The following is an 18,902-nucleotide window of genomic DNA, read 5'->3' on the forward strand; positions in this document are numbered from 1 at the left end:
TAAAGTTTTATAACACAGGATTTCAGTAAAGGTTGTTAGGTCTGCCACTTTCGGTGAAGCATGAAAAAAGCGAACCCCTAAGAGATTCGCTTTCCTAAAAATACTGTTTAACCTTAATTCAATTTAAAATCGTAGTTATACACATTCTTTCCGCTGATAAGAACGGCCATGTAGTTACCTGAATCAAGTTTCGATAAATTGAGTGCCTGCTTAATATCGTACTTCGGAAGTAAGCTTTCCTGGTATACCCAATATCCGTTATCCTTGTCGTAGAGCAATATTCTGGTATCTTTATCGTCAATATTCGGAAAGGTGAATTCCAGGAATTTGCCATCAAGTTTAAAATCAGGAGAAAGCTCCTCTTTTTGCCCTGTAATTTGAACAGTTCCGTTTTTTACTACCAGGTTTTTCAAGCTATTTTCGTTACCTACTTTAACTATGAAGGTGTAATTCCCGTCGTCGAGGTTCGAAAAATCGTAAATCTTCTTATAGTCAAACGTTGCCGGTTTCTCTTTATCTGAATAGAGAACACTGCCGTAACCGTCTTCCAATTGAACAACAATCGGAACATTCGGTACCGTATGAACATCAACTTCTGTTTTTTCTTTTTTTACCGGAATAATTTCAACGTCTAATATTCCTTTTGCTATTGTGCTGCCTGATGTCGTAACAATTAAGAACAACATCAGTAAAATTCTTAATTTTTTCATGACTTAAAATTCGAATTGTTTTTGCCAGGCTCTTTCGCCGGTTAAAAGACGAATCCAAATCGGATCCGTCTTTTAAAACAGTAAACCTGAACTTTATTATAAATGAAACTCATAATTATAGAGCTGATCGCCTGTTTCCACAACGGCGTTGTAATCTCCGGCTTTCAGTTTCGATAAATCAATTTCCTTGTTAATGGAAAAATCATTTGCCAGATCATTCTCAAAAACCAACTCGTTTGTGCCGTCGTCGTATAGCTGGAATTTGACATCCTGTTTTTCAAAATTCAGGAAGGTGAGCTCGAGCTCATTCCCGATAAGTTTGAAATACGGTTTCAACTCTTCTTTTTGACCTGAGATTTGAACATTTTCATTTTGGATATTCATCGAACTCAAAAGAGTTTCATCTCCAAGAACGACCGATAAAGTATAGTTTCCATCGTCAAGTTTCGAAAAATCATAGAGCTTCTCATACGAATCTCCGGGGTGTTTTATATGATGTGTATTAACCATCTCGCCATTCGCATCGGTGACTTCAACCATACATCTGTCACCATTGTTATCACTAACACTTACCAGCGCTTTTTCATTTTTGCCTGGGATAACACTTACATTTAGTAATCCGGTTGCCATAACCGAGCCGGATGCTAGAATTGTTACAAGTAGTAACATTGTTTTTTTTAAGTTTTTCATGACATCCAATTTTAAAGTTAAAACTTATGTTTTCTTTCAATTCTTACAACATTCTTAGACTCATTCAGTTTTTTAAAGTTTGTAAAGAAAAATTAAATACTGTTAAGTATTTTAATCGATATGGCGTGCAGTATTAAACCGTGTTAAATAAGGGTGTGCAGGTGTAAAGTTTGTGAAAAAATGAAACCGGGAATTCGGTATTAAGCAGGCATCCACAGCATAAGTGCTTCCTTTTGAAGCAACGACACATTCAGGGTATAAAATAAAAAGCGGATCTCAAACGAGATCCGCTTACTACCTTTTCAAACCATTAAAACAATTAATCTACCCTCAAGCTATGTTGATATACATCGTAATCATTTGCAATCACCAATTCATAGTAACCCGGTCTAAGTTCCGAAAGGTCAAGTCTCTTATGAATGGAGAAGTCATTGCCAAGTTCAGTTTCTGCCAGAACTGTTCTATTCTTGTCATACACATACAGTTTAACATTTTCCTTTTCGTAGTTCAATAACGACAAATCAACATGTTCGGCGTTGTGCTGAATGTACGGCTCTACAAATTTGCGTACATCAATTACTTCAATTGCACCATTTTTAATGGATAATTGTTTGGTGACCTTTTCGTTGTCAATTTTAACCGTATACCAGTATACTCCATCTTCTAGATTTGAAAAATCGTAACGTTTTTTCAATTCGCTTTTTGGTACCTTTGTTTCCATTTTGTACAATTTGTCCCCATATTGATCAAAAATGCCAATCTCGTAGTTTACTATTTTCGAATTGGTAATTTCAACAACAGCTGCTTCAGGATTATTTGAAGCCAGGTTTACTTTCAGATTTCCAGAGCCAAATGCAACAGATACTGATAACATCGCCATAAGTCCTACAAATAGTGTTTTCATTGCTTTCATTGTTTCTAATTTTTAAAAATTGTTTTTTCATTGTTATATACTGTATAAAGGAATTAGAAAGAATATTGTTTAGGTAACAGGCGTATATAGTAAACAATAATTAGTTTTAATGTTTTGAAAAGCCTGTGTTTAAAGGGTTTTTAGAAATTAGTTAAAAAAAGTTAAATATATTCGAAAACAACTAATTACTGAATCAAAATTCAACATGGAATATTTCTGGTACGAATGACAGGTATATGACTATGCGCTGGCTTTGTTGAGTTACTTTGAAAGGGAAAGCCAAACTTTTAATTGATTGTGTAAACCTTAGTTTTGCTTTATGTAAATAAGATGCAAACTACACATGATAGTGATTGTAACGGGAATTTTTTTGATTTCTTTTAGTGCTGTGGTAAAGTAAGAAAAAGCTCTCGTAAAAAATCATTAAAACTGAAATTAGTGTGGCCATAACCCATGCGAACTACTACCAGCTTTTTCGAAGGGATGATGTAGATCCGTTGCCCCAAAAATCCGTCGGCAAAAAATACATCGTCCGGCACATCTGTTAATGCATTTTCCGGTTTCCATTCTTTTAGCCAAAATGTACCTGCATACTGTCCTTCGGAAGCTTCCGCCGGAGTTTTCATAAAATCAACCCAGTCTTTTGAAAGGATTGTATCTCCGGCAAAAACGCCGTCATTCAGAAACAACATTCCAAATCTTGCCCAATCTCGGGTAGATCCGTAACTGTATGACGAAGCCACAAACAAGCCGTTGGCATCGGTTTCAACTTTTGTATGCAGCATCCCGGTGGGGTAGAGTAGTTTAGTGTAAATAAAGTTGTGGTAATCAGTGTCGTTATTTATCTTATTTCTGAGAATGCCCGATAAAAGGTTGGCATCGCCTGATGAATAATTCCAGTAAGTTCCGGGAGCGTATGCCTGTTCATTGTCGAGTATCGAAGCCAGCATATCGTCTTTTTGCATCAGCATTATTGTGGCATCAGAAATGGTAAAGTAATTCTCGTACCAGTCCAATCCCGACGACATTTGAATGATATCTTTAACCGAAATATTTTTACGATTGTCGTTATTCCATTCCTTAAATCCGGCTGGTTCTTCAACGTTTAGTTTTCCCTGGTCGGCTAAAATTCCTGCCAATGCGCCGGTGATCGATTTTGTCATCGACCAGCCATGAAACATCGTATTTGCATCGTATCCGTCGAGGTATTTTTCGGTAATTAGTTGATTGTCGTAAACCACTGCAATACCCAATGTTTTTTTGAAGGGTTCGCTGCCCGGTGCATCAAAACAAGTATCGATCAGTTCATTTAACCGGGCGTAATTTACTCCTTCCGTTTTGTTTTCGGCAAGAAGGTCGCCTTTTGGCCAAAGGATCGTATCCTGCGCGTAATTCGGGGCAGGGATATTTATTGCTGCGTCCTGCAACTTTTGCTCGTTTTTATTTCTTACCAGAACAGCTCCCAGGCCGTCGCGGTAGATGGCTTTGCGTTTGGCAAGGCCAAAAACAGTGGATGTTACCGATTTCTCATCGTAATCGATTTTCGACTTTGCCAGACTGATTGGGAAAAAAGACAAGTCTTCGGCTTCAACTCTTTCCGGAGTTTTGTTGGCCAGAAATACACTCGAACACATACCCTTGGCTGCAAAAGCTGTAATTATCGGTAGTCGGGGCCAGGCGAACCAGGTCGCTGCAATCAGTACGACGATAAGAAATGAAACCAGTATTTTTTTGATGAGTTGTTTTTTCATGATCCGGTATTTCCAGTTTTTAATTAAACTAAAATTAGAAATAATTTGTCACTGAGGCTTTTTGATGTCGCACAAAATACGGTGTTTCGCGGAAATTAGCCGAAATACCTTATTTTTATACTTTATTTTATTCTGAATACTATGAAAAACCAAAGCCTGGCAAAAATCTATACCGATGCATTTCATAAGAACTGGGATAGTCTTGCTTTTTCTGATTTCGACGGTGGCGATTTTAAATACAAAGATGTAGCCAAGATCATTAAATCGCTACACTTGTTTTATCAACTTTCGGGCCTGCAACCCGGCGATAAGATTGCTGTTTTAGGCCGAAATTCTGCCCGGTGGGGAGCTGTTTTTCTTTCAGCAATTTCTGCGCGCCTGGTAATTGTACCTATTTTGCCCGATTTCAATAAAAACGACACCAACCATATCATCAATCATTCCGAATCGAAACTTTTGATTTGCACCCGCGGGCAGTTGGAGAAGATCGATATCGATCATTCTGAAAACCTGCAGGCGGTGGTTGTCTTGGATGATTTTAGTTTTCATGGCGGAAAAGATGAGAACCTGCAATACAAACTCAGCGATGGATTTCAGTATTACGATGAAAACGAATTAACGAAAACCGCATTCAAATTTGAAGAGTGGGATAGCGAAGAATTATGCGTGATCTCTTATACATCGGGAACTTCAGGATTTACCAAGGGAGTAATGATCCCGGAAAGAAGCCTGGTGTCGAATATTATTTATGCACAGGAACATATGCCTTTAAAACCGGGCAACAGAATTGTTTCGTTTTTACCAATGGCGCATGTTTACGGTTTGTTATTCGAATTTTTATTTCCTTTATCAACCGGATGTCACATAACTTTCCTGAGTAAAATGCCAACCCCGGCAATTATCACAAAAGCTTTCGGACAGATTCAACCTCACTTGATTTTATCGGTACCACTTATCATCGAAAAGATTTACAAGAAGCGAATCTTACCTGCGATCGATAAGCCGGTAATGAAAGTCTTGTTGAAGATACCGGTGATTTCGGGAGTTATTCTAAAAAAGATCAAGGCAAAAATGATCGAAACATTTGGCGGACAGTTTTTCGAGATCGTTATTGGTGGTGCGCCGCTGAGTGCCGATGTAGAAAAATTCTTTAAACGCATTAAATTTCCTTTCACCATTGGCTACGGAATGACCGAATGCGGCCCGCTGATCAGTTATGAAGCCTGGGATAAAACAATGCCATCATCAGCCGGGACACTGGTCGATCGCATGGAGGTTCGGATCGATTCGGAAGATCCGTACAATGTGGTGGGCGAGATTCAGGTAAAAGGCGAAAATGTGATGCTGGGTTATTTCAAAAATGAAAAAGATACCGAAGCTGCTTTTACTGAAGATGGCTGGCTCAAAACCGGCGATTTGGGCGTGATCGATAAAAACAACTTCATTTATATTCGAGGGCGTTCAAAAAATATGTTGCTCGGACCATCGGGTCAAAATATTTATCCCGAGGAAATTGAGGCCAAACTTTCGAACCAGAACTATGTTGCCGAATGTGTGGTTGCCGATAGAAACGGTAAACTGGTTGCCATGGTTTTTCCCGATAAGGAAGCCATGCAGGCAGATAATATAAGCGACGATCAACTTCCTGATATTATGGAAGCTAATCGGAAAGCAGTGAATGGTGAACTGCCAAAATACGAACAACTTGCTTCCATTGAACTGGTAGCCGAGGAGTTTGAGAAAACACCAAAGAAGAATATAAAACGGTATAAATACGTATAAAAAAAGGAGGGCGGTTAAGCTCTCCTTTTTGTTGTTATTATTTTTCGAGTTTGTTTAAATGTACATCCATTTGCGGGAAAGGAATCTTAACACCGGCTTTGTCGAGTGCCAGTTTCCCTGCTTCGTAAACATCAAAATATACGGTCCAGTAATCTGATGGCTTGGCATATGGGCGCACAGCCAAATGGACAGCACTTTCGCCCAGATCGGAAACTCCAACAAAAGGAGCCGGATCTTTCAGCACATTCGGATGATCAACCATGATTTTCATTAAGGTGTCTTTTGCATCTTTTATATTAGAAGCATAAGATATACCAAAGGTCATATCAACACGAATTACACCCTGGGTAGTGTAGTTTACAATGTCGTTGCTCGAAACCGCTGCATTAGGAAGAATTACTGTTTTATTTTCAGGAGTCAGCATCGTAGTAACAAAAATGTGAATTTCCTTAACCGTTCCTAAATGTCCTTGCGAAACGATCAGGTCGCCCACTTTAAATGGTTTAAACAACAGGATCATTACTCCTCCGGCAAAGTTGGCGAGTGTGCCCTGTAGTGCCAACCCAACTGCCAGACCCGCAGCACCCAGCACTGCGATAAACGAGGTGGTTTTCAAACCAACCATTTCTGCAATACTGATAAGAAGTAATACTTTCAGCAGAATGCTTACCAGGCTTCTCATAAATCCCCTAAGCGAAACATTAACATCGCGTTTTACCATTACACGGTCGGTCGTTTTCACAATCCGTCTAATGATCCACAAACCGATAATAAGAACGATTATTGCGATAAGTACTTTCATCCCGTAAACAGCAATAAAATCGTAAGCTTTTTCTAAATAATCATGGAATTGTTCGTTCATAATGTTTGGTATTAAAATTTTAAGAAATTTACTGAAATAAAATATGTCAAACAACTACCTGAAGAGAATGATCAGAAATTCGAAGACCTTAAAAATATGCTTATTTTTAAAGGACCAACTAAATCTGATATGACAACAAATAAAGCAATGACCTCGCCGACAGAGAGATTATTGTCTCTCGACTTTTTCAGGGGATTAACCATGATCTTACTTGTAGCAGAAGGAACCAATTTATGGTCTGTGCTAATGCATGAACCCATTTCGGGGAGTTTCCTTGAACCTTTTTTCCTGCAGTTTCATCATCATCCCTGGAATGGATTGCGGTTCTGGGACCTTATTCAGCCATTTTTTATGTTCATCGTTGGAGTGGCTATGCCATTTTCTTACGAAAAACGGATAAAGAACGGGTCTTCCGGAAATCAAATTACAAAGCATATTCTGCAGCGGTCGGTAATTTTGCTGGCTTTGGGTGTCGGCTTACATTGCGGGTATCGCCGGAAACTGGTTTGGGAGCTTTGGAATGTCCTTTCGCAACTGTCGGTCACAATTTTAATAGCCTACTTTTTGATGCGTTATAAATGGGCCACTCAAATCATAGTGTCAATTGGATTGCTTTTACTGACCGAATTATTATACCGGACTTTTCCCATTGAAGGTTATAATCAACCTTTTGTTAAAGATCATAATTTTGGTAGCTGGATGGATATGGTACTCATGGGAAAAATCAATAATGGCGGAGGCTGGGTAGCTATTAATTGCATTCCAACTGCGGCGCATACTATTTGGGGTGTTGTAGCCGGTCAACTTTTGCGATCGGCAAAACCCAGCACTGAAAAACTCAGATTTTTATTTATTGGAGGAAGTCTTTTTGTGCTTTCCGGATATCTTTTGGATTGGACCTCGATAACACCCATCATAAAAAGAATAAGTACCTCGTCGTTTGTGCTGGCATCGGGCGGCTGGGCTTTGCTTGTTCTTGCATTCAGTTACTGGCTCATCGATGTAAAGAAGCGCAACAACTGGATCTTTCCATTTGTTGTTGTGGGTATGAATCCGATATTTATTTATCTTTTTTTCAATACGGTTGGCTCACAGTGGTTCAACGGTTTTGTGGCCATTTTTACTACCGGATTTCTAAACTGGTTACATACCCCGGAGTTTATTGTCGGGATATTTACCTCGTTAACGATACTGGCATTCGAGTGGTGGATGTGTTATTATCTTTACCGGAAAAGAATCTTTTTTAGAATTTAAGTGATATATTAATAAACAGATCAAAAGGAATTTCAACATAAATAATCAATAAAATGAATACAAATCGCAGAACTTTTATTCGGACTACAACGGCAGCCGCTGTCGGAACTTTCCTGTTGTCGCCGGCAATGGCAACTGTGGCGGCTAAAAAATCATCCTTTAAAATGTCTCTGGCAGAATGGTCGTTCCATCGGGCTTTGTTTGCCAACGAAATGAGCAACCTCGATTTTCCAAGAGTTACCCGTGAACTGGGACTCGAGGGCGTGGAATATGTGAACCAGTTTTTTAAAGACAAAGCCAAAGACGAGAAGTACCTGGCAGAGTTGAAAAAAATCGCTAAAAACGAAGGCGTTAAAAATGTGCTGATCATGTGCGATGGTGAAGGAATGGTTGGACATCCTGAGAAAGCAGAGCGCGAGAAGACGGTGGAGAACCACAAAAAGTGGATCGATGCTGCAGCATTTCTGGGCTGCCATTCAATACGAGTGAATGCCGGTAGCCGTGGAACTTACGAAGAGCAACAAAAACTGGCAGCCGATGGACTACGGATGTTGTGTGAATATGGCGATACCCAAAAAATAAATATAATTGTTGAAAATCACGGAGGCTTGTCGAGTAACGGAGAATGGCTGTCGGGGGTGATGAAAATGGTAGATCATAAGCGAGTGGGAACTTTGCCTGATTTTGGAAACTTTACGATAAACAATCAAACCAGAGAAACTTACGATCGTTATAAGGGTGTTGAATTACTGATGCCTTATGCCAAAGGAGTAAGCGCAAAATCACATGTTTTTGATAAAAACGGCGATGAAGCAGAAATGGATTATTACCGACTGATGAAGATTGTTGATGAGGCAGGATACAAAGGATTTGTGGGAATTGAATACGAAGGTTCGGAGCTGCCCGAGAAAGAAGGAGTAATCGCTACTAAAAAATTATTGGAGAAAGTTTTTCTAACCCTATAGTTTTCAGCAATAAAATCGTATAAGATTTCAAGTAGGATATTTCAGGTTATCAGTACCTTACAGGTTAAATGATGTTAATTTAATTTTCCAGCGAAACAAAGCCTATTTGATTGCGTAAATACCACATACAACTTTGCGTAGCAATACGAACTTAAGTGGTTGATTGAAAACATTTAAGACAAAGTTTGAGAGGTCATTAGTTGTTTGTCTTTCAGAAAAGCGGTGATAGCATCACCGCTTTTTTTTTAAAATAATATTCTGAAAAACTTCGACTCAAAAGGTTTTAACGTTACCGAACCATTTTCTATATTTTCTCCAAGAACATTAACCTGTTTTAAATAGATTTCTTCCTGAGTGAGCCCATTTATCAAATGGAGTGTTGCATTTTGTCCGTTTATTTCACGCACCTGGATTACAACGGAGTTTCCATCTATCGAAGGAATGGAGTTGATGAGTAAAACGTTTTCAGGCCAGCCGCTGATAAAAGTTCCACTGTTTTGATCCTCACCTTTACCTCCTCCAGGCAAAACTCTTGTTAAAAAAGGTATCCTGTTACTCCAGCCAAATCTTACTGCGTCCTGTCGGTGATTTTCAGGATTGCTCGAAATCGTGTAAGTCCAGGTATGACCGCCGCTCTGCTCGGCATTAAAATTGGTCACCCAGTAGTTGTTCATTGGCCAGCCAAAAATATGCGTAGTTTCCGGAGTTGCGCCTGCCTGGTACCTACCCGTATTTATTCCTCCAAATTGCATCAGCGGGATTTCTTTCGAACTTAGAATAATTTGCGCATCCTTGTTACTTAAACGGGCATAGTTTTGCACCGAATTCCAGTCGTTTGATGAACCGGGTATCTGATCAATTCCGGCTCTGATTTCGCCTCCCTGCACATCGAATGCCAGAACACCATCGTTCAATTGAAAAGGAAAAGCAATATAAATTCCTTCGGGATCGGTCACTGATTTTTTCTGAATCGAGTAATACAAGTCGATTCGTTTGGTTGTATTGAATAGCCTGATCTCAAAAACAAAATCTCCGTCAGCAATGGCAGCCTTTGTATTCCCTTTAAAGCGAATTGTGTTCCAAACAGGGCTTTCTTCATACCCGTCGAACCAAACTTTCTCAAGAGATTCGCGCGTGAAATTATCCAGGCGATAAGCTTCCATTTGTGACCGGTTATCCAGTAGTTCATAAATAAACTCTCCCAATTGGTATTTTGCATCCTGATTGACCAACTCCTTGTTCAGTTGCTTATCTACCAAACTTGATATCGTACCTTTTTCGGTGTCAATTTTGATTTTATACCAGGAGTTTTCCATTGTTTCTTTCACTCCTATGCCAAAGGTTTCAGGCCACAGTTCATTTTCAGGGACCTCAATGAAATATTTTTTATAACCAAAGGCAGGAACATCGTTGGCCCAAATTGCCCAGTAAGTTCCATCAGAATGTCGTTCAATTGGTTGCGCATAAGCCTGTTTTCCTGAAGCATCAATTAATTTGAAATTGCGGTCGCGCGGAATGATCTGATGATCGATGTAAACGGTGAACAAACCACTTCGTTGCCAGTTTAGCGTATTGTATACCAGTAGTGTTGGTTCAGCCGCTCTTTCCACATGACTTTGCAGCAATCCCAGCGTTTCCTCCCTGATTATTTTTGCACGCCGCCCGGCTTCCCAGGCATACGATTCTTTCAAAGCACGTTGTTCCATGGTGTTTTTTGAGAAAGGCTCGCGCACGCTTCCATGGTAGCCGACGGTATGTTCGGTGTAAAACAACAACGCACTGTTTGTTTCATCGGTTTTAAAGTCAATGTTTTTTGGGAGTTCCGATCCTTGCAGTGCTGCCATCGTTAGTCCGACATTATTAGCTATCAGGTCGGTCAGTGCTTCGCGGGTAGTGGCTACTTCACGAGCCGAAGCCCCAAATCCATCGGTCCACCAGTCGGGCCAGGCGCCTCGAATTACCCGGAACTCTGAACCGTGTTTCGCTTCCATTTCCTCGAAAAATTCGGTGGTTGTGGCTGTTTTCAATTTGGGCCAGGTATATTTTTCGTTCCATGTTCTGATCATGTCGGAAGCCAGAGTTGATGGCGGTGAATTATCCGTCAGAAATCCGGAATGCTGAATAGAAATAAGATCGTATTCATAGCCTTTGGCTTCCAGATCGGTAAGGTAAGTAAGCAGTTCATTTTCGAATACATTAAAATCTCCTGCATGAATTTTGAAAACTGTGTTACCGGTCATGTAGTGTTCGGCACGGTACGCCAGCATGCGTTTCCCCGAAGGAGATTCCCACCAGAAAAGTGTGGGTTTATCGAAAGCTATCAATGCCCGGTGTCCGTGGGTTCCCATGTTCAGGTATTTCACTCCCAGGTCGGAATAGTACTCGTTTAAACACCAGCCAATTCCGTTCACATCGTTTTGCATGGCGACTTTTACATCCAAACCATTTTCTCTGAAGTTTTTGATGGGTTGCAATGACGCTGCAAGAACCTGTTCATCGGGTAAGCCATCAAAATTGAAATACATACCTGTGAGCTCGATCCTGCCTTCTACCACGCGTTTTTTCAGACGTTCAATCTGCGATTGTGGGCGACTGTTTAAATATTCGTCAACTGGCCAGGTAGCTTCGCAGGTCCAACGGAATTTGGCATTATCGGGGTAGGAGTCGGTATTGTCGCAATAATCAAGAGCATAATCGATGTATCGCAAATGTTCGGCAAGAATTTCAGTTTGAGGACGTGTGTATCCAATATCGGTGTGTGAGTGCTGAACAAAATTTACCCGCCACTTTTTTACGGGTTTTAAATTTAGTTGTCCTTCCTCGTTAAAATCACCAACTTCAAGTCGGTAATTTACTGTCTTGTCTTCTTCCACCGTGGGAAGGTTTACTTTCAGATAGTTGTACCCAAAATTTACATTTTCCTCTTTTACCAGTTTATCCTCGATGAAAATTTTGGCCGGTCCGGGATTGCCGAAATGCAAAACACCGGCCACTCCCAGTTGATATTCTTTCCCGTCGGTTTCGGCAATAGCCGGAAAGCTCTTGAAGCTTAAGCCGTTTTTTATTTCGAATTTGAAGGTCATGTACCACGAAGTGAGATCGAAATTTCCACCTGTTACTTTCAAATTCAATGGCTTACCTTTTTCCAGCTGATTCGCAGGAATTTTCAGGTACATAAATCCAAATCGGTCACCGTGCTGGTCAACCATATCCTTTTTGAAGGAGAGGGTCTTTCCATCCGGATTCTCCAGTTTCCATTCATCTTTTCCATCCGCCCAAAATTCAAAAGCCGGCTTTCCATTTATTTCCAGGCCAAAACTTGCTTTGCCGGGTGACGAACCGAGTCCGGCTAACCAAACGAAAGTTACGTATTCGTCCTCAAGTTTTTCAGGAACGGCTTCTGTTTGCCACTCCATACTTGAGTTTCCATCGGTTGCCCGAATCAGTAGGCATTCTTTGGCCATAGGAATAGAAGAGTAGTAGCTAAAATCGTCACCTGTAATCTTGTGGGCAAAACCATTTGTAATTTTTATGTTTTGAAGGTTGGGAATCTGCGCCCACGTATTTGATATGTTGAGGATTAAAATGAAATAGAAAATTAGCTTTTTCATAATACAGTCTTTCTTATTGTTTCCCTTTTGTACGTTTCAAAAACGAATTATATTTTCTGAATCAGATTTCCAGGTTCCTCCCGGAAATACAATGAAGTGATAACTATAATATAGCGGCCAAATAAGCTTCGTTTTACATGCTTTTGGCAAATTTCTTTTGGCAATTTAAGCATTATAATAGAGTTTTCTGATATCGCAGTATTAAACGGTTTTCGAATTTTCAATACGAAAACTGGTTATGCAGAACAGGTTGGTTCAAATTGGTCATTCTTTTTCAGGTGGAATGGAAAATTCGAATCGGTTTTTTTTCTTCGGCAGTTCTTTTGGGTTCAACTTCGTTTTGGTAAAACACACACTACTGATTTACACGGTGAATTTTCAACAGACAGTGACTTGTTACACCAGTCATTATATTTTATGGTATCATAGAAGAAAGTTCCGATTTTGAACCGATATTATTTATCCGGAAACTTAAATTATAAAGGAATTTATACTAAAGAAATTCTTACCACTTTATTCTTAATCATTTATCCTCCTGCATGATTAAGGTTTACAGCGTTACCGATTTTATGACAGGTAATTGTAACTAACTTTTTTAATAAAATATCGCGTTCGAAGCTTACTTAAATATTTGGTGTAGCTACAATTGCGTCACTATCAACATATTGTATTTTCGATTAATAATCACTAACTTATACTTACTTACCGTAGAACCGTACCGATTTTCAACCCAATCTGCACTTCTTAATTGTTTTCCGATATAATTTCTGGTGATTATTTGGATGGAAAATAAAAACTAATAACACTAACTTTTAAATAACAATCAGATGAAAAAACTAACACTTGCTTTTATCATTCTTACAGGAATAATCTTTTCCGTTGACGCCAAATCATGGCGCGTGAACAATACTCCTGGCATTGATGCCGATTTTACTACCTTAACTGCTGCTCAGGATAGTGCCTCTGCAGGTGATACGTTGTACATTGAAGGCTCAGCTACTTCGTATGGGAACTTTAACATCAATAAGAAACTCATCATAATCGGGCCAGGCTATTTTTTGACTGAAAATGATTCTGCACAGGCACTAAAACAAACGGCCATTTTAGGTCAGGTTCAAATTTTTGCTGACGGAACTGTTTTATCAGGGATTTACGCCACGGGATATGTATTAAACAGAGCCAGTAATGTAGTAATTACAAGAAATTATGTAACTGAATCCAACAACGGAATTAGTGTAGCCCACGATGTATCCAATATACACGATGTTGTGGTCAGCCAGAATTATTGTGTCAGAATCTCCAGGAACAGGGATGTAAGAGATGTGCTCATATTCAACAATATAGTAGAATCTTATATCCTCATGGGAACCGCATCGGATAATTTTACAGGCGTAATAAAAAACAATGTTGTTGGCTATTACATCGAAGCTGTTCATGCTGAGATCAAGAACAATATCATTTATTACAGCAGTAATCCATACAATGGCAGTTACATCGGGTATAAAGTATTACCTGGTAGTACCTATCATTATAATCTGTTTGCAGGCACAACAGTACTTACTGGGATTGGTAATGTGGCAAATGTGGATATGAATGACGTTTTCACTGATTTTACCAACAAAAACGTGGATAACGATTTTATGCTGAAAGAAGGTTCGCCGGCATTAGCCGCCGGAGAGAATGGATCCGACTGCGGTGCTTTTGGTGGCGATCAGCCCTATGTATTATCGGGAATCCCCGGAGTTCCGCATATTTATGAGGCGATCATTCCAACTTCAGCTTCCGGCGACAGTGGATTAAAAGTGTTTTTAAAGATTAAAACCAATAACTGATTAATAAAAGAATGAAGACAACAAGATTAATACGAATCGGTGGTGTGCTCTTTCTTCTTTTATTCCTCTTTAATTTTGTCCCGTTTGATGCGGCTGCACGAACAGCTTATACAGAAGAAGCCGGTTTAACGGGATACGAAAACCGGGGAGCAATATCAGGAAACGACCATACTATTGATTTTAACATAGTGCAAGAATTATCTTCTCTTTTTAATAATGAAAAGGGGAGTATTCTTAAAATCGAATATTTTTTCGACACCGATCCGGGTTATGGAAAAGGAATAGCTCTTGACTTTACTACCGGTAGTGAAATTACCATTGATGAAGCCATACCGGTACATGCACTGGACGAGGGAATACATATTTTTTATATGCGGGTATGCGATGAGGCCGGACGATGGAGTCAAACACTGAACAGAATATTCCTGAAAACCAGCTTGCAGACCGATAACAGTTACAACATTACCAGGGCGGAGTATTTTTTCGATACCGATCCCGGAACAGGAAACGGCTTTTCCGCTGACTTTACCCTTAGCAACAAAATCGCTTTAGACAATAATTGGGCAGTAAATGCGCTAAGCGATGGTGTTCACATGTTGTATGTAAGGGCAATGGATGAATTTGGACAATGGAGCCAAACTTTTCACCGCTTGTTTTTAAAAACGCATCTGCAAAGCGATGTGATGAATATTGAGGAAATCGAATATTTTTTCGATACCGATCCCGGGAATGGCAACGGAACCAAAATGGAAAATCCGGGGGGCGAACAGCTCACCGTTGAACAGATAATCCCTGTTGAAGATTTGAGTGACGGTCTTCACAGTATCAATATCCGATGCAGGTTCTCCAACAATAACTGGGGACAGCTTTTCCACAGGAGCTTTATTAAATATCCGGCATACGATGTAGTAAAAGTGGAGTATTACTTCGACAATGATCCCGGGCGTGGCAATGCGATTGATATACCGGTCACCGCTTCCGAAATGGTTATCATCGACGATGTATTCTCCATTAGTTCGCTTACATCAGGCAACCACACCATTAGTATTCGTGCCTTAAGCGAAAAAGATAAATGGAGTGAAGTATTTACAGCAACCCTTACCGTTTTTGGAGGAGTTGGTATTGATGAAGCCGGTAAGGACAGAGCTTTTGTGAAAGTTTATCCAAATCCTACAAACGGATTCCTCATCGTAGAGATAAATAATATAAACCAAGAATTTGAAGTACAACTGATATCTACGAATGGCTCGGTTTTGCTCGACAGGAAGATTACGGTTAATGGCAATACAACACTGGATCTAAGCTCTTTTTCCAATGGTATTTACATTCTTAAGTTTCTTAATAAGAAGGAAGTTAGAACACAAAATATAATTTTAAGCCAATAGATTTTTCTACGTGTAATTTTAAAGGGTGAATCGTAGTGCTTATTCTAATTTGTCCTGAAACATTTTTTCGTCATTTAATCAGATAGCTTAGTTATCTTTTTTTCAGGTAGAAAGGTAGGTTTGGATCGACTTTGCCACCACCGCCTCTTCTTTTGGTTTCAACTTCGATGAGGTACACCAAACCAACACTAATTTGTGTAGTAAGCGATAAACGCCGATTATACTTCAGCAGATCCTCATCCATATTATAAGTGAAATTCGGAACGCCGTTAATGATACCGGAGTTAACAAGTGTAGCCGTTCCGTCTATTTGAAAGGCCAGGTTATCGGTCAGGTCGTAGTTAAAACCAATGCCAAGTCCACCATGAAAAGCCGGCCATTTTTTCTGATCAGAGTTGGAAGTACCACGGGCATAAAGTATGTCGGATTCCGGTTCTGTTGTGATATATCCATCCCAGGCAATATTGGTTTCAGGATCGTATCCACCTGTCATTTGTGTATAAACCGGATGTTCTTTATACGATAGATCGGTCCCCACAAAAGCCACAACACCCGTTAGTTTTACAAAGGGCTGAAAGTTGGATTCAGGGAAAAAAAAGTACTTATAGTTTACTGCCAGGTTGATCAGGGAAGTTTTGTATTTGATAGCTTCCTGGTAATACTCGTTCTGATAATAACTAAAGTACGGCGTTAAGTAATAATTGTAATAGGGTGGATTGTCGTTGTAGCCTTTTAAAGTAGAATAATCTACTTCGATGCCAAAAAAGCCGCGTTCGGAGATTTGAAACAGTACTTCTCCCTCAAATCCGTATGACAGTTGTGGAGTAAAACGTTCGGTGCTTTGGGCTGGTGTATTTGCAATGGCATCAGGATGCGGCACGTCAGAGCTGCCAAATTCGCTGATTAACATTCCCGAGTTGGCTGCAATGCGGAATCCTACCAGCTGAGAATTAGCTATTCCGGGCAATATCGAAAGCAAAAATAATAAACATATGATCTTTTTGGCATCCATGTGTAGCAGAAATTGCAAGTCATAAGTTAAGCCGTTTTTCTTAAAAACAAAAGAACATCGTTTAATAACTAGCGGCGTTCTTTTACTTCCTTGGCGTCAACAACTTTAAAAAGTTTATCTGCTCTTCTTAAAATGGTGTCAATTGGCACAGAGATGCGTTGTCCTTTTAAACCTTCTTCCACCGGATTTAACTCGAAACGAATTTCGGAAACTTCGCCTTGATATACTCCTGTGGTAGGTCCGGTTACAATAATTTCTTCACCAACTTTCAGGTTGTTGGTTTCGAGTTTAAGTTCGGCCACACCAATTTTTTTGAAGTAGTTGGTTACTTTTCCGATGTATAATTTTCGTTTGCTGGCCCTTGATCCGTAATTGTGGCTCCATTCGCCCAAACGTTGACCCAGGTAATAGCCGTCCCAGAATCCACGGTTGAATACCGAAGTCAGTCGCTCGTCCCAGTCTTCAATTCGTTCGTCGGTGAAGTCTTTTTCAAAATAAGCTTCCACGGCTTCGCGGTAGCATTGTACCACGGTTTTTACGTATTCGGCTGAACGGGCGCGCCCTTCGATTTTGAGGACTGAAACGCCGGCATCGAGTATTTTATTCAGAAAATGAATCGTTTTCAGATCCTTGGGCGACATGATGTATTCGTTGTCGATCTCGATCTCTGCTCCTGTTTCCTTGTCGGTAACGGTATAAGCACGACGGCAGGTTTGCAAACAGGCACCGCGGTTGGCCGATGAGTTCATTTCGTGTAAGCTGAGGTAACATTTCCCGCTGGTGGCCATGCAAAGTGCACCGTGCACAAACATCTCAATTTTTATAAGATCACCATTTGGCCCTTTTACATTTTGCTCTTTAATCTGGTTACTGATTTCCCAAACGCGGCCCAGGTTCATTTCGCGTGCCAGTACCACAACATCGGCAAAATTGGAATAAAACTTTACTGCCTCGATATTTGTGATGTTTACCTGCGTTGAAATATGAACTTCGAGGTTGACAGAACGGGCGTACTGAATAACAGAAATATCGGCAGCAATAACTGCAGAAACTCCCGCTTCTTTGGCGGCGTCAATAACCTCATGCATTTTATCCAACTCGCCATCGAAAATTTCCACGTTCATGGTCAGGTAGGTTTTTACCTTGTTTTCGGTGGCAATGCTTACAATTTTACGAAGGTCGTCGAGGTTGAAATTATTGGATGAACGCGATCGCATGTTCAGGTTCTCTACACCAAAATATACTGATCCTGCACCTCCCTGAATAGCCGCCATTAACGATTCGTACGAACCTACCGGCGCCATAATTTCCACTTCTCTTCGTTCCATTCTGATAAATTTTGCGGCGCAAAGTTATTGAACTTTTCCAAAGTCCGAAACTTTGGAAAAGTTTATCATTCAGCGAGATGGAAATACTTACACAAACTTCTCACGTTTCTGCAGGTTGAACAATCCGTATAGTATGAATACCAGCATCCCGATTCCAAGGAATATTCGGTTTTTTCGGATGGTGCCTTCCCAGATTACTTCATTCAAATTATTAGGAATCTTGAATGGATTGAGGAATGGATTCCACTGCGTATTTCGCATAGCATCCTGCAGAATGAGTAAGGCCACACCAATTAAAACCATGGCAACCGCGGTTCCGTTCCCGTTTTTTATCAGGGTTGAAAACATAAATCCCATCGATCCCAGGAATATGATCGGGAACATGAGCTGCACCGACATTTCGAAAATATTCACTTTATACAAAAGCACGGATGCCAGCGCTGAAAACAGCACAATGATTATAAAAACCAGTGTGTAGATCATGATCAGGCGAACGAGCCATACTTTGTATCGGTAATTCGGAATTCCGAACAAAATCTCCAGCATGCGTGAATCATCGTCGTGCTGAATACCAAATACCGAAGGATAAAAGATCAGCAAAACACCCGGAAAGATGAGCAATCCATAAACGGTATCTTCACCCATGCCGCGGTTCTCCAAAACCTGCTGAATGGCAAAAAACAGGAAGAATCCGAGTGCCGCAATCAGGAACCAAATGAAACGGTTTGCAAAAATGATCTTAAGATTGTACCTGATCATTTTCATCAGGATGTACAAGTTGTTTTTCATATTGAGTTTTGCAGCCAT

Annotated in this window: 14 protein-coding genes; 5 read left to right on the forward strand and 9 right to left on the reverse strand. The window is 40.2% G+C overall.

Translation table 11 applies throughout. The annotated features are described in order from the left end of the window. Window positions 1-113: 113 nt before the first annotated feature. The 4 genes from HFD85_RS01080 to HFD85_RS01095 all read right to left on the reverse strand — a co-directional run bounded on the left by HFD85_RS01080 (window position 114) and on the right by HFD85_RS01095 (window position 4,064). On the reverse strand, window positions 114-710 hold the full coding sequence (locus HFD85_RS01080; RefSeq protein WP_167604754.1) for a hypothetical protein: 597 nt from the start codon (window positions 708-710) through the stop codon (window positions 114-116). A 96-nt stretch (window positions 711-806) separates the two neighbouring features. Further along, window positions 807-1,400 carry a hypothetical protein gene (locus HFD85_RS01085; RefSeq protein ID WP_167604755.1) on the reverse strand — a complete coding sequence of 198 codons (594 nt, stop codon included), beginning with the start codon at window positions 1,398-1,400 and terminating at the stop codon, window positions 807-809. Window positions 1,401-1,719: 319 nt separating this feature from the next. Continuing rightward, entirely contained in the window at window positions 1,720-2,313 is a 594-nt protein-coding gene (locus HFD85_RS01090; protein WP_167604756.1) for a T9SS type A sorting domain-containing protein, read from the reverse strand. 380 nt (window positions 2,314-2,693) lie between these two features. Then, on the reverse strand, window positions 2,694-4,064 hold the full coding sequence (locus HFD85_RS01095; RefSeq protein WP_167604757.1) for a serine hydrolase domain-containing protein: 1,371 nt from the start codon (window positions 4,062-4,064) through the stop codon (window positions 2,694-2,696). A 141-nt stretch (window positions 4,065-4,205) separates the two neighbouring features. Between HFD85_RS01095 and HFD85_RS01100 the strand changes: the two genes are divergently transcribed. Beyond that, window positions 4,206-5,846, forward strand: a complete 1,641-nt coding sequence (locus HFD85_RS01100; protein WP_167604758.1) for an AMP-binding protein — start codon at window positions 4,206-4,208, stop codon at window positions 5,844-5,846. A 37-nt stretch (window positions 5,847-5,883) separates the two neighbouring features. On the opposite strand, the gene HFD85_RS01105 is transcribed toward HFD85_RS01100, so the two are convergent. Further along, window positions 5,884-6,708 (reverse strand): mechanosensitive ion channel family protein, encoded by an 825-nt coding sequence (locus HFD85_RS01105; RefSeq protein WP_167604759.1) that lies wholly within the window; start codon window positions 6,706-6,708, stop codon window positions 5,884-5,886. Between the two features lie 129 nt (window positions 6,709-6,837). Here HFD85_RS01105 and HFD85_RS01110 point away from each other — a divergent pair, with 129 nt between their 5' ends. Both HFD85_RS01110 and HFD85_RS01115 read left to right on the forward strand, forming a co-directional pair. Further along, on the forward strand, window positions 6,838-7,962 hold the full coding sequence (locus HFD85_RS01110; RefSeq protein ID WP_206081827.1) for an acyltransferase family protein: 1,125 nt from the start codon (window positions 6,838-6,840) through the stop codon (window positions 7,960-7,962). Between the two features lie 53 nt (window positions 7,963-8,015). Further along, the gene (locus HFD85_RS01115) at window positions 8,016-8,927 is read left to right on the forward strand and encodes a sugar phosphate isomerase/epimerase family protein (RefSeq protein WP_167604760.1); all 912 of its coding nucleotides are present in this window, start codon (window positions 8,016-8,018) and stop codon (window positions 8,925-8,927) included. Between the two features lie 245 nt (window positions 8,928-9,172). On the opposite strand, the gene HFD85_RS01120 is transcribed toward HFD85_RS01115, so the two are convergent. Then, complete coding sequence (locus tag HFD85_RS01120; protein WP_167604761.1) at window positions 9,173-12,538, reverse strand: glycoside hydrolase family 38 N-terminal domain-containing protein; 3,366 nt, start codon at window positions 12,536-12,538, stop codon at window positions 9,173-9,175. Window positions 12,539-13,365: 827 nt separating this feature from the next. Between HFD85_RS01120 and HFD85_RS01125 the strand changes: the two genes are divergently transcribed. Then, window positions 13,366-14,370 carry a right-handed parallel beta-helix repeat-containing protein gene (locus tag HFD85_RS01125; protein WP_167604762.1) on the forward strand — a complete coding sequence of 335 codons (1,005 nt, stop codon included), beginning with the start codon at window positions 13,366-13,368 and terminating at the stop codon, window positions 14,368-14,370. 11 nt (window positions 14,371-14,381) lie between these two features. Next, window positions 14,382-15,755, forward strand: coding sequence for a T9SS type A sorting domain-containing protein (locus tag HFD85_RS01130; protein WP_167604763.1), 1,374 nt, complete (start codon window positions 14,382-14,384; stop codon window positions 15,753-15,755). 91 nt (window positions 15,756-15,846) lie between these two features. Here the strand turns inward: HFD85_RS01130 and HFD85_RS01135 are convergent, their stop codons facing one another. From HFD85_RS01135 to HFD85_RS01145, 3 genes are all read right to left on the reverse strand, one after another. Continuing rightward, complete coding sequence (locus HFD85_RS01135) at window positions 15,847-16,767, reverse strand: hypothetical protein (protein ID WP_167604764.1); 921 nt, start codon at window positions 16,765-16,767, stop codon at window positions 15,847-15,849. 68 nt (window positions 16,768-16,835) lie between these two features. Beyond that, window positions 16,836-18,095 (reverse strand): peptidase U32 family protein, encoded by a 1,260-nt coding sequence (locus HFD85_RS01140; protein ID WP_167604765.1) that lies wholly within the window; start codon window positions 18,093-18,095, stop codon window positions 16,836-16,838. An 87-nt stretch (window positions 18,096-18,182) separates the two neighbouring features. Beyond that, complete coding sequence (locus HFD85_RS01145; protein WP_167604766.1) at window positions 18,183-18,902, reverse strand: hypothetical protein; 720 nt, start codon at window positions 18,900-18,902, stop codon at window positions 18,183-18,185.

The sequence above is a fragment of the Maribellus sediminis genome (genome assembly GCF_011799805.1).
In the GTDB taxonomy this organism is placed as follows: domain Bacteria; phylum Bacteroidota; class Bacteroidia; order Bacteroidales; family Prolixibacteraceae; genus Draconibacterium; species Draconibacterium sediminis_A.

Bases quoted from the DNA above. Each gene is read 5' to 3' on its own strand.
- HFD85_RS01080 (WP_167604754.1), bottom strand. From the start codon at position 710: ATGAAAAAATTAAGAATTTTACTGATGTTGTTCTTAATTGTTACGACA.
- HFD85_RS01085 (WP_167604755.1), bottom strand. From the start codon at position 1,400: ATGAAAAACTTAAAAAAAACAATGTTACTACTTGTAACAATTCTAGCA.
- HFD85_RS01090 (WP_167604756.1), bottom strand. From the start codon at position 2,313: ATGAAAGCAATGAAAACACTATTTGTAGGACTTATGGCGATGTTATCA.
- HFD85_RS01095 (WP_167604757.1), bottom strand. From the start codon at position 4,064: ATGAAAAAACAACTCATCAAAAAAATACTGGTTTCATTTCTTATCGTC.
- HFD85_RS01100 (WP_167604758.1), top strand. From the start codon at position 4,206: ATGAAAAACCAAAGCCTGGCAAAAATCTATACCGATGCATTTCATAAG.
- HFD85_RS01105 (WP_167604759.1), bottom strand. From the start codon at position 6,708: ATGAACGAACAATTCCATGATTATTTAGAAAAAGCTTACGATTTTATT.
- HFD85_RS01110 (WP_206081827.1), top strand. From the start codon at position 6,838: ATGACAACAAATAAAGCAATGACCTCGCCGACAGAGAGATTATTGTCT.
- HFD85_RS01115 (WP_167604760.1), top strand. From the start codon at position 8,016: ATGAATACAAATCGCAGAACTTTTATTCGGACTACAACGGCAGCCGCT.
- HFD85_RS01120 (WP_167604761.1), bottom strand. From the start codon at position 12,538: ATGAAAAAGCTAATTTTCTATTTCATTTTAATCCTCAACATATCAAAT.
- HFD85_RS01125 (WP_167604762.1), top strand. From the start codon at position 13,366: ATGAAAAAACTAACACTTGCTTTTATCATTCTTACAGGAATAATCTTT.
- HFD85_RS01130 (WP_167604763.1), top strand. From the start codon at position 14,382: ATGAAGACAACAAGATTAATACGAATCGGTGGTGTGCTCTTTCTTCTT.
- HFD85_RS01135 (WP_167604764.1), bottom strand. From the start codon at position 16,767: ATGGATGCCAAAAAGATCATATGTTTATTATTTTTGCTTTCGATATTG.
- HFD85_RS01140 (WP_167604765.1), bottom strand. From the start codon at position 18,095: ATGGAACGAAGAGAAGTGGAAATTATGGCGCCGGTAGGTTCGTACGAA.
- HFD85_RS01145 (WP_167604766.1), bottom strand. From the start codon at position 18,902: ATGGCTGCAAAACTCAATATGAAAAACAACTTGTACATCCTGATGAAA.